Source organism: Kitasatospora sp. NPDC034533 (genome assembly GCF_055575155.1).
Window position 1 is genome coordinate 1 of the sequence record NZ_JBVITE010000117.1, and the last position, 11,344, is coordinate 11,344.

Genomic DNA, 11,344 nt, shown 5'->3' on the forward strand with positions numbered 1-11,344 from the left:
CCGGAGAGTCCTTCGATGATGCGGATGATCTGGGGGACGGCGTCTTTGCCGGCGAGTGGGCGTGGGGGCATGAAGTCGGTGACGCGGACGGTGCCGGTGGTGGTGTCCCATTCCTGTTCGAGGATCAGGGAGTCGCCTCGGTAGCGCCGCCGGTCGGCGGGTGCGCCGGGTTCCGTGGCGCCGCTGCCGGGGCCGATCCGCCAGAAGCCGTGCTCGTCGGTGCCGAGCAGGCCGGCGAAGACCGCCGGGGAGTCGAACCGGGGCAGGCAGAGCCAGTCGACCGAGCCGTCCCGCCCGACCAGGGCGGCGGTCTGCATGTCGCCGATCAGCGCGTAGTCCTCGATGCGGGCGGGCACGGGCTCCTCCGGGAGAGGTCGGTATCGAAAGGGAAGGACGGGCTGCGGGACTGGTCCCTAGCCCTTGGACGAGCCCGAGTTGGCGCCGCGGACGAAGTGCCGCTGGAAGCAGAAGAACAGCACGGCCACCGGGACGGTGGAGACCAGCGCCGCCGCCAGCTTGAGCGGGTACTGGCTGCCGGAGCCGAGGCCGCCGGCGACGAAGTGCGCGAGGCCGGTGGTCAGGGTGTCGTGGTCGCTGGACTGGGTGGAGACCAGGAAGTGGGTGAACTCGTTCCAGGAACCCTGGAAGGAGAGCACCGTGAGGGTGATCAGCGAGGGCCGGGACATCGGCAGCACGACCGACCAGAAGATCCGGAAGGTGCCGGCGCCGTCGATCCGCGCCGCCTCCTCGATCTCGCGCGGCACCGACTCGAAGAACTGCTTCATGATGAAGATCCCGGCGGCGTCGACCAGCAGCGGCAGGACCATCCCGCCGTAGGTGTCGAACATGCCGAAGCTCTTCAGCACCAGGAACTTCGGGATCAGCAGCACCACGCCGGGCACCGCCATCACGGCCAGCACGAAGGCGAACAGCAGCCGGCGGCCGGGGAACCTGATCCGGGCCAGCGCGTAGCCCGCCATCGAGTCGAAGAGCACCCGGCCGGCCGTGACCAGGACGGTCACCACCACGCTGTTGCCCAGCCAGCGCAGGAACGGGACGTTCTCCACGCCCTCGGCGAGGCCGAACAGCCGCCGGTAGGAGGCGAGGGTGCCGCCGTCCGGCAGCAGGGACATCGGGTGGGCGGCCGCGTCCGGGTCGGTCTTGACGCTGTTCACCAGTTGCAGCAGGAACGGCAGCAGGTAGAGCAGCGCGAATCCGACCAGGGCGGCGTGGCCGAGGTACCGCAGGGATCGGGGGAAGCGGCCGAGGACCGGCCGGTCCTCGGCCCGCGAGGTGCCGGCGCGCGTGGTGCCGGCGCGCGTGGTGCCGGCCCGCGAGGCGCCGGACGGCGGGGCGTCGGCGCGTGGTGTGTCGGTCGGCGGGGCGTCAGTGCGCGGCACGGCGGGCTCCCTTCCGGCCGCCTCGCGCCCTGCCGTCCCGTTCCCGCAGCACCCACCGCTGGACGGCGGTGAGCAGCAGGATCAGGCCGAGCAGGACGAACGCGATGGCGGCGCCCTGCCCGAAGTCGGCGTTGTCGAAGCCGGCCGAGTAGGACAGGTAGGCGGGGGTGAGGGTGGTGTTGCCGGGGGCGCCCTTGCCCATCACGTAGACCTGGTCGAAGACCTGCCAGGTGGAGATCAGGCCGAGGGTCAGGACCAGGAACAGCACGGGCCGCAGAGCGGGCAGGGTGACGTGGCGCAGCAGCTGCCGGCGGTTGACGCCGTCCAGGGCGGCGGCCTCCTCCAGCTCGCGCGGGATGTCCTGGAGGGCGGCGAGGAAGATCAGCATGAAGGTGCCGGAGGTCGTCCAGACCGCCATCAGGATCAGGGTGCACATCGCGACCGAGGGGCCGGCGAACCACTCGGACCAGGAGAGTCCGAGCGGTCCGCCCGCGCCGGGGGCCGGCTGGTCGACGCCGAACCAGCCGAGCACCAGCCAGACCAGTCCGCGCGGGTCGGCGAACCAGTTCGGCCCCCGCACGCCCAGCCAGCCGAGCATCCGGTTGACGGCGCCGCTGCCCTGGAAGAGGAACAGGAAGACCGTCGAGACGGCGATCGAGCTGGTGACGGACGGGAAGTAGAACACCGTGCGCAGGGCGCCGCGGCCGCGCAGCAGCCGCTGGTTGACGGTGATGGCGAGGACGAGTGCCAGCACCGTCTGGAGCGGGACGGTCAGCAGGACGTAGTAGAGGGTGTTGCGCATCGAGGTGGCGAAGAGCGCGCGGTCCAGGCCGTCCTCGGTGAACAGCCGCCGGTAGTTGTCCAGGCCGACGAAGTCCGCGCTGCCGCTGAAGGGGTTGGACTGCCCGTCCCAGTGCAGCAGGCTGACCCACAGGGCCATTCCGATGGGCAGGACCATGAAGAGGCCGAGTACGAGGACCATGGGGCCGGTGAACAGCCAGCCCCAGGCCCCTTCGCGCAGGCCGCGCCCGGTCCGGGCGCGGGTGGTGTGTATGGGGCGCTTACTTGGCATTCTTCAGGGCCTGCTCGCCGTTGCGCTGGAGGGTGCCCAGGATGGCCGCCGCGTCCCCGGTCCTCAGCGACTGGAGGTCGGTGTTGAACTGGGTGAGCACCTGGTTGAAGCCGGCGATGGTGACCGGCGCCTGGGCGGTGGCGACGCCGTCCACCCAGGCCTTGGACTCCGGGTACTGCCCGGCGTAGGTGGCGAGCGCGCTGGTGCGCGAGGGCATCACACCGAAGGCCTTGGAGAACTCCAGCTGCTGCTCGGCCGAGGTCAGGTGCTTGACCAGGTCCACGCCGGCGGCCTGGTGGGCGCTCTTGGCGGCGATGCCCCAGCAGTTGCTGAAGGCGAGAGTGCCGGGGCCGGCCGGCCCGGCGGGCAGCGGGAGCACCTTGTAGCCGACGTTCGGGTAGTCCTTGGCCATCGCGCCCTTCAGCCAGTTGCCCTCGATGGTCATCGCTGCCTTGCCCTTGCCGAGCGCCTCGCCGCCCCAGCCGGCGTCCACCTCGGCGACGTACTTGGCCGAGCCGGCCTTCATCATGGACTGGAGGTACTCCAGCGCCTGCTTGTTGGCCGGGCTGTCGGCGGTCATCGCGTTCTGCTCGGGGTTGGTGATCCAGCCGCCGGCCTCCTTCATCAGGGCGCCCAGCCGCTGGTAGTCGGGGGCGGTGACCAGGCCGGTGACGCCGTCCTTGGTGAGCTTGGCGGCGGCGTCGGAGAGCTGCTGCCAGGTGGTCGGGTAGTCGGCCTCGGTCAGGCCGGCCTGCTGCCACAGGGCGGTGTTGACCGCCAGGCCCAGGGTGGAGCTGTCCTTGGGCAGGCAGGTGAGCTTGCCGTCGTGGCTGAAGGCCTTGCGCAGTTGCTCTGAGAAGTCCGCGGCGTCCGGGATCTGGTCCCCGTAGGCGTACAGCGAGCCGCCCTTGGCGTAGTTCGCGAACTGGTCGGAGTTGACGTAGAAGAGGTCCGGCGGGTTGCCGCCGGCGAAGGCCTGGCCGAGCTGCTGGTTGATGTTGCTGGCGATCTGCACCGTGACGGTGTTGCCGGTCTTCTGCGCCCAGGCGGCGGTCGCCGCCTTGACCGCGGCGGTCTCCGCCTCGCCGGAGGTGGCGATCAGCACCGTCAGGTCCTGCTTGCCGCCCGAGGACTGCTTGGCCGACGAGTCGCCGAAGCCGCCGGAGGAGGAGCAGCCGGTGACGGCGCCGAGCGCGACGGCCGCGCAGACGGCGGCCGCGGCGAGGGTGCGGGAGGTGGCCATGCGGGATCTCCTTGCGAGGGTGGTGGGGGGTGGGTGGAGATGGCTCGGGGGAGCGGCGTCACACGCTTTCGCGCAGCACCAACTCGGGTTCCAGCAGGACGTGTTCGGTCGGCCGCCGGCGGTCGCCGAGCCGCTCCAGCAGCAGCCGCATGCAGGCGTGGCCGACGGCGTCGAGCGGCTGGGCGAGGCTGGAGAGCGAGGGGAACAGCAGCGGGGCGATCGGCGAGTCGTCGAAGCCGATGACGGCGGCGTCCGGGCCCGGCGTGCGGCCGGCCCGGCGCAGCGCCTGGTACCAGCCGAGGGCCAGGGTGTCGCTGGCGGCGACGACGGCGGTGGTGCCGGCCGCGAGCAGCCGCTCGGCGGCCTCGGCAGCGCGCTGCGGGTCGTCCGGGCTCTCGGCCCGGCGGCCCCGGGTGGACAGTCCGAGCTCGCGCATCGCGCTCTGCCAGCCGCGGGCGCGGTCGTCGCCGACGCCGGAGCCCTTGGGCCAGCCCAGGAAGCCGATCTTGCGGTGGCCGAGTCCGGCCAGGTGCCGGACGGCGGCGGACGTCCCGGCGGCGCCGTCCACGTCGACCCAGTCGCCGACGTCCCGGCCGGTCCAGGTGCGGCCGAAGGCGACGTACGGGACGCCCTGCTCGTGCAGCCAGCCCTGGCGGCGGTCGCCGCGGTCGGTGCCGCTGAGCACGAAGCCGTCCGCGCCGTGTTCGTCGAGCAGCTGCCGGTAGCTGGTGAGTTCGTCGTCCCCGGGGGCGACGGCGAACAGCACCACCCGGTAGCCGGCCCCGTCGGCGGCCTCCGAGAGCGAGTGCAGGAACCGGTCCAGGACGGGGGTGGGGACGCCGGTGCTGCTGGAGCGGATGCCGTAGCCGATCAGCCGGCTGGCCCTGGTCTTCAGCGCCTGGGCGGCCCGGTGGGGCCGGTAGCCGAGTTCGTCGATGGCGCGCCTGACCCGCTCCAGCGTCTGAGGGCGCAGCAGCTCGGGCGAGTTGATCGCGTTGGACACCGTCTGACGGCCCACGCCGGCCCGGGCGGCGACCATTTCGAGGGTCACGGCGGACCCTGCCCTGGGCCGGGGCGATGAGTGTGCATGCATGACGGCGATCCTAGGTTCTGTCTTCATCGACACGTTTGTTGGAGCGTTCCAACCGGGGGTTCCATCCTCCCCGCCAGGGGAGTTAATGTCTTGGAACGCTCCAACGGCAGAAAGGTTGCGCCCGGGTGGAAGCAACTGTCAAGCCCCCAGCAGAGGATGAAGAGACCATGTCAGCGACCGAGCTGCAGCCGTTCCTGCACGACACCCGGCTCTCCGTGGCCGCCCCGAGCTTCTGCGCCTCGCGCCCCGACGGCCGGATCGGCGAGGGCGCGGACGGCTTCTTCCACGGCGACCGGCGGATCCTCTCCCGCCTGGAGGCCACCGTCGCCGGGATCCCCAACGCGCCCGTCGCCACCGCCGACGGCCCCGACGGCAGCACCACCTTCGTCACCGTGCTGCGCGGCCTCGCCGAGGCCACCGCCGACCCCGCCGTCACCCTGGAACGCCGCCGCGACCTGCGGCCCGGCCGCCTGGTCGAACACCTCGCCGTCCGCAACGCCGGCGACCTCACCGCCCGGCTGCGCCTGGACCTGCGCGCCGAGAGCGACTTCGCCGCCATGGACACCGTCAAGGCCGGCCGCACCGGCACCCCCCGCACCCCCGCGGCCGAGCCGGACGGACTGCGCTGGAACGACGGCCCGCTCACCGCCGTCCTCGCACTCGACCCCGCCCCCGACCACCTCGACGCCGCCACCGGCACCCTCGGCTACGACCTGGAACTGGCCCCCGGCCAGACCTGGCAGGCCGTCCTGGAGTGCACCGCCGAACACCGCGAGGGCGACCTCTTCCCCGCCCCGCCCGCCGACGCCACCCCCTGGAACCCCCCCTCGGTCACCGGCCGCGACCACGACCTCGGCCGCTGGCTCGCCCGCTCCCACCGGGACCTGCGCGGGCTGCTGCTCGCCGACCCGCTGAGCCCCGCCGACACCTTCCTCGGCGCCGGCGCGCCGTGGTTCCTCACCTTGTTCGGCCGCGACTCGCTCTGGGCGGCCCGGATGCTGCTGCCGCTCGGCACCGAACTCGCCGCCGGCACCCTGCGCACCCTCGCCCGCCGCCAGGGCCGCACCACCGACCCGGCCACCGAGGAGCAGCCCGGCAAGATCCTGCACGAGGTCCGCCGCGCCGAGCAGCACCTCGACACCGGATCCCACCTGCCCCCCAGCTACTTCGGCACCGCCGACGCCACCCCGCTCTGGCTCGTCCTGCTGCACGACGCCTGGCGCTGGGGCCTGCCCGCCGACCAGGTCGAGGAACTCCTCCCGCACGCCGAGGCCGCCCTCGGCTGGCTGGAACGGTACGCCGACGCGGACGGCGACGGCTTCCTGGAGTACCTGGACAGCACCGGCCGCGGCCTGTCCAACCAGGGCTGGAAGGACTCCTCCGACAGCATCCGCTTCCGCGACGGGCGGATCGCCGACGCCCCGATCGCGCTCAGCGAGGTCCAGGCGTACGCCCACGAGGCGGCGCTCGCCGCGGCCGACCTGCTGGAGGCCTTCGACCGCCCCGGCGCCGAGCACTGGCGGCAGTGGGCCGAGCGGCTGCGCGAACGCTTCCGGGCCCACTTCTGGACCGAGGACGCGGACGGCCGCTACCCGGTGGTCGCCCTCGACGGCGCCAAGCGCCGGGTGGACTCGATCGCCTCCAACATGGGCCACCTGCTGGGCACCGGACTGCTGGACGCCGAGGAGAGCGAACTGGTGGCCCGCCGGCTCACCGCCCCCGGCATGGCCAGCGGCTACGGGCTGCGCACCCTGGACGCCGCCGCGGCCGGCTTCAACCCGCTCGGCTACCACACCGGTTCGGTCTGGCCGCACGACAGCGCCATCGCCGTCCACGGCCTCTCCCGGGCCGGGCTGCACGAGGCCGCCGAGCCGCTGGCCGCCGGGCTGGTGCGCGCCGCCGCGGCCTTCGACCACCGGCTGCCCGAACTGTTCGGCGGCCACCCGCGCGAGCAGTACGCCCGGCCCGTCCCGTATCCGGCCTCCTGCCGGCCGCAGGCCTGGGCCGCCGCCTCCGCCGTCACCGTGCTGCAGTCGGTGCTCGGCCTGGAGGCGGACGCGCCCGGCCGCCGGCTGACGGTCCGGGCCCGGGTGCCCGCCGGGTTCGAGTCGCTGCGGATCGACGGGCTGACCGTGGCCGGGCAGCCGATCGGGGTGACGACCGACCACACCGGCCGGGTCGAGCTGCGGGCGCCGGAGGGCTTCACCGTCACCGTGGCCGACTGACCGGCGCCGGCGCGGCCGTCCGCCGACCGCGCGCCGGCCGGGCCGCGCGCACGTCGGCCCCGGCCCCTGCGGGGACCGGGGCCGACGCGGTATGTCCTGGCGGCCACGACACGCCCACCCGCCGGGCCCGCCGGCCCCCGCCCAGGAGACGTCCACCGGGTGCTCCCCGGCACTCCCCGTGCTCCCCGGACAGGAGGCGGGAACGCGGCCTGCGCGGCGGGCCGGTGCTCCACGGCGAGTCCACGACCGACCGGCCGCTCGGCCGCAGCGCGTGCCGCGGCGGCGAGACCGCCTCGCTGCGCTGGGCCGCTCCGCTGCCATGCGGGCCGTCGTACTGTCACGCTTCGGACGTGAGAGCGGCGACGACCCTGTCTGGCGCCACCTTCCGCGCCGTCGCCGGACGCGGACGACGAACACGCCGCAGGGGGACACCGGGGCCGCCTGATGGCTCGGTGTTCGACATCACCGGCCTGTGCGGGATGCCCTTCTCCGGTGCGTCGGCCGAGGAGCGATCACCCGAACGAGACTGACACGCATCGAAGTTCGCGCGATCGCCGTGACCTCCGGGTCGGGTACCGCTACTCACCCGAGGAGGGCGCGGCGGCGGTCCCGCACGGAGCCGTCAGAGTTCGTCGTGGCTCCAGTCCCCGTTGTCGGCGTGGGGGACGCCCATGGTCAGCCGCACGTACCGGCGCAGGGTGGTCCGGTTGTTGATCAGCCCGACTTCCGGGATCCAGAGCGGGTTGGCCGCGGGTTCGTCCCCGTGGAGCGTCACATCGAGGCGGGACAGCGCGTCCCAGTTGTTCTCCAGCCACTGCTGCTCGATCGGCAGGGTCCTGACGTCCCACCCGTTCATCGCCGCGCGGAAGGTGCCCTCGACGTCGTTGAACCGGGCGGCCTCCGCCACGGCCTGGATCATCAGGCTCAGGGACCGGGCGGTTGCCTGGCTGTCGCCCCACGGGTTGTTCTCGCCCGCCAGCTGCACGATGGAGTACCGCATGTCGGTGAAGCTGATGGGCATGGCCTCCCGGCCCCGGCCGGCCGCCTGGGTCAGCGAGTTGTAGTTCGAACCGAAGGGCAGCGTCTGGACGTTGGGGTTGACCTGCGGTGCCGGGGTGTTGGTCTCCCCGAGCCGGTCCCTGAGGGCGTTGTCGATGTCGTTGAACTGGTAGGTGACGCCGTTCTCGTTGGTGAAGCCCCACACGTAGAGGTTGGAGGGGTTGACCCACAGGTCGATGTGGCGGCGCTGGCCCCGGTCGTCGGGCGCGGTCAGCGAGACCATGACCAAGCCGATGTTCTCGCCCTGGGTGCGGTCCAGGCTGGGGGCGGCCACCGCCGCCCGGAGGCTGGCCAGGAAGTTGGAGTAGGCGATCCGCTGGTCCCCGGACGGGCCGTACTCCGACAGGTCGAGCCACACGTGGGACATGCGGTGCCACCCGGTGAAGGCCTGGGCGGTCCCGGCACCCCCGCCGAGGACGCCGGTGAGTGCCATGCTCAGGCCCGCGCCTGCCACGAGGAGCGAACGGAGCCGTGCGCGGACGGTGCTGTGCCTCTTCATCGTCTTCTCTCTTGCCCGCCGGGTCCGCGATCCTGAGGATCGGTCCGGCCCGGAGCGGCGCTGCGACGCGCCGTGGTGATCTTGACGGGCAGAATCGTGCCACGGGGGATCCGACTGGGTCGGGGTCGATCGACCCCGCCGGCGGCCCACGACGGACCCGAACAAGCCACCGCACAGGCCACGGGGCGCGCAACGCCGGACATGACCAGCGGCCGCCCGCACTCATCCCAACCACACTTTTACTGAGGTGATTTGACGGTCCATCGATGACCGCCTCATGGGTCGACCAGCAAGTGTGGAACCCACCCCCTCGACCGCCCTCCGGAACACCGAGCCTCGCCGTCGCACCTGCACAGCCGTGCAGCATCCGCACAGCCGAAGACGCTGACAGCAAAGTCGACCGCACATCCAGCTCGCCGCTCAGCCTGATCCTCGCCGACGTGACCGGGATGCACCGTCGCACCGCACTTCGCCGGGCCGCTTACGTCCGGCGCGACCGGGGCGACTACCTCGCAGCTCGGGCCCAGGGCCAACGGGAAGGCACGCAATGGCAATTGTCCGACCTGAGACTTCGGGGATTGGGGCGGCTATGGAAGCGGCTCACCGCGACCGCTCTTCCGCGCTCGCCTGATGTCCTTCTCGCGCCACTCTTACGGCGGCATTGAGAATTTTTGACGCCAGATCCGCTCCGAACAGGCTATAGAGCACTTTTTCCGCCACGGCCACGCCAAACCCTTCCTCCAAACCGGTGTGCAGGTATGGCGCGATTTTCTCGGCGATGCCGGTTGCATCATGCGCTACTACGCCACGCAGAACCTCGGACTGCATGGCCCCCGAAAGGAAGATGTCAAATGATCTCTTGTGTGTCGCCGATGGGCCGATTCCGCCAGGACCATACGAGAGGAGTGGGGGCGTCAAATCATCGAAGGTGCGCCGGAAGTCGTGACGGTCTGCCAGGTAGCGACATGCAGGGAAAACGAAGAACTCAGGAGCCTCTTTTCTGACTTTGTATGCGCGTGCACTCTCGCTCAAGATATGGCTGATGCGCCAGGTAGGTGATGTCGATTCGATGGTGTCTTCTCTGTTCTCGCCCGGTTCTTCGCCCGGCTCATGGTCGCCGTAGACGCGTTCCATGAAGGCGCCGGGGACGTCGAAGTGAAAGATGTCCGGATCTTGCGCCAGAACGTGGTTGCGTAGGCGGAAGATGAAGTTCCTTACTTCTTCGGGATCCAGAGGATTGACAAGCGAATCGAGATCGAACCCCTTCAGGTGGCGGGTCATGTCCAACAGGTGTGCTGCCGGATTCCAAGGCCCTGTGACCAGGGACCCTCTCGGGGGCAGCACGGGAGGGTAGTACATGTTCAGTGCGGCATCACAAAGAAAAGCCAGGGCAAGGTCGATCTGAGGGCCGCGATATCCGTGCTCGGCGTGGAATGAATTCCTGATCCTTCCGTAGATTCCGGAGAAGATCTTCGCCGTGTCGGTGAACGCCCCCGCAACGTCCGTCTCCGCTCCGGTTCTTTGGAATCTGTGGTAGATCAGGCGGTACTGTTCTGAGAGCCTTGCCGCATCTTCCATCACATGGCGGGCGCCCAGGATCCATCCGCGCTCCCTGGGTATCGCCATGGGGCCTGAGTCGTTCGGGAATCTCGACCACAACTCATCGATGTGGTTCGCCAGTGCGGAATTGTTGGGCGAGCACTTGCGTAGCATATCTTCGATCAGGTCCGAGAATGCTTCGAACTCGACATCGCGGCCATCGTTGATCAGTTCATTCAGATTGCCCTGGCGGCATCCCCAGAACACCCTCCTGTTTGCCTCGAAGCGTTCCCATGCCAGTAGGTGAACGCTCCTTGAGAACCTGCTCTCGAGCAGGGGCAGATCCCTGTCCTGAAGCTCCGGGAGGGGGATTCCTCCCGCGATGATCCCGTTCTGCAGTTCAAGGATCAAAGTAGAAAACAGCCCGGCCGTTGTTCCCACGGATTGGAGCCAGTGGTGACGCTCGTGCAGGAGTGCTGCGACGGCGGGGGCGTACTCCTCCTCAGGGGACCCTGATTCGGGCAGGGATAGGCGCAGGTGCATCGCATGTGGATCCAGCGATCCGAGGCTGGAATGCCATCGAGTTCCGCTGTATTCATTCCTGTGGCTCTGAAGACGTGACCCGGTCGACAAGCTTCACAGCCTCCCTCTGGCTCTCGATGGGCCCCTCGAAGGTGACGGACACGCCGTTCTTGTTGCGGACGGTAATTTTTGCCCTGCGGCTGTTGATGTATGCCACAAGAAGATCCTTGAACGCCTTCACCCCGCCGGCCGAGGCCAACGACACGATGATGGTCTCTGCCGTGCTCGAATTCAGCGATGGATTGGTAGGGTCGGGTTCCAGGAAGTCCAGCCCCTCGATTTCTGCACGGTCGAAAACATCTTCGAAGTCGGCGACGAGTTCGATTGCCATGGTGACGTGAAGCTGAAGGCTCAAGACTCCCCCCTCCGGTAGGCGATAGGCGGCATTCTGCCGCATCGTCCGCACCTCTGTGGCCGTTTCGGCGATCCCGCATACGAAAGCTGCACCGCGTACGGCACCCGTCCCTACGCTTACCTCCGCTCAGAGTTCGAGCGACGCCTCCAAGCCCTGCAACAGGTCGGCGACGTCTACTGAACCTAAGAATTCATCTCATTTGGGGAGTCGGCGGGTGCAGATGAGGGCGGCGGCGATGCTGGCGAAGGCGGCGAAGTGGTCGGCCTTGCGTTCGTAG

Annotated in this window: 9 protein-coding genes; 1 reads left to right on the forward strand and 8 read right to left on the reverse strand. The window is 70.1% G+C overall.

Going from position 1 to position 11,344, the window contains the following annotated elements:
• From ACZ55U_RS37950 to ACZ55U_RS37970, 5 genes are all read right to left on the reverse strand, one after another.
• On the reverse strand, nucleotides 1-356 hold a 356-nt coding region (locus ACZ55U_RS37950), incomplete at its 3' end, for a trehalase-like domain-containing protein (RefSeq protein ID WP_465534007.1).
• A 57-nt stretch (nucleotides 357-413) separates the two neighbouring features.
• Nucleotides 414-1,400, reverse strand: a complete 987-nt coding sequence (locus ACZ55U_RS37955; RefSeq protein ID WP_465534009.1) for a carbohydrate ABC transporter permease — start codon at nucleotides 1,398-1,400, stop codon at nucleotides 414-416.
• The gene (locus ACZ55U_RS37960; protein WP_465534011.1) at nucleotides 1,387-2,472 is read right to left on the reverse strand and encodes a carbohydrate ABC transporter permease; all 1,086 of its coding nucleotides are present in this window, start codon (nucleotides 2,470-2,472) and stop codon (nucleotides 1,387-1,389) included. Before ACZ55U_RS37960 ends, ACZ55U_RS37955 begins: the two co-directional genes overlap by 14 nt.
• Entirely contained in the window at nucleotides 2,462-3,715 is a 1,254-nt protein-coding gene (locus tag ACZ55U_RS37965) for an extracellular solute-binding protein (RefSeq protein ID WP_465534013.1), read from the reverse strand. The genes ACZ55U_RS37960 and ACZ55U_RS37965 overlap by 11 nt, the downstream gene beginning before the upstream one ends.
• Before the next feature lie 58 nt (nucleotides 3,716-3,773).
• A complete protein-coding gene (locus ACZ55U_RS37970) occupies nucleotides 3,774-4,766 on the reverse strand; it encodes a LacI family DNA-binding transcriptional regulator (RefSeq protein ID WP_465534015.1) in 993 nt (330 codons plus the stop codon).
• A 209-nt stretch (nucleotides 4,767-4,975) separates the two neighbouring features.
• Between ACZ55U_RS37970 and ACZ55U_RS37975 the strand changes: the two genes are divergently transcribed.
• Nucleotides 4,976-7,033, forward strand: a complete 2,058-nt coding sequence (locus tag ACZ55U_RS37975) for an amylo-alpha-1,6-glucosidase (RefSeq protein WP_465534017.1) — start codon at nucleotides 4,976-4,978, stop codon at nucleotides 7,031-7,033.
• 622 nt (nucleotides 7,034-7,655) lie between these two features.
• Here ACZ55U_RS37975 and ACZ55U_RS37980 read toward each other — a convergent pair.
• The 3 genes from ACZ55U_RS37980 to ACZ55U_RS37990 form a co-directional block, all read right to left on the reverse strand.
• Nucleotides 7,656-8,591, reverse strand: a complete 936-nt coding sequence (locus ACZ55U_RS37980; protein WP_465534019.1) for a ribosome-inactivating family protein — start codon at nucleotides 8,589-8,591, stop codon at nucleotides 7,656-7,658.
• Between the two features lie 600 nt (nucleotides 8,592-9,191).
• Nucleotides 9,192-10,673, reverse strand: a complete 1,482-nt coding sequence (locus ACZ55U_RS37985; protein ID WP_465534021.1) for a hypothetical protein — start codon at nucleotides 10,671-10,673, stop codon at nucleotides 9,192-9,194.
• A 52-nt stretch (nucleotides 10,674-10,725) separates the two neighbouring features.
• Nucleotides 10,726-11,109: an effector-associated constant component EACC1 gene (locus ACZ55U_RS37990; protein ID WP_465534023.1), complete on the reverse strand. Its 384-nt coding sequence runs from the start codon at nucleotides 11,107-11,109 to the stop codon at nucleotides 10,726-10,728.
• Between the last annotated feature and the right edge of the window lie 235 nt (nucleotides 11,110-11,344).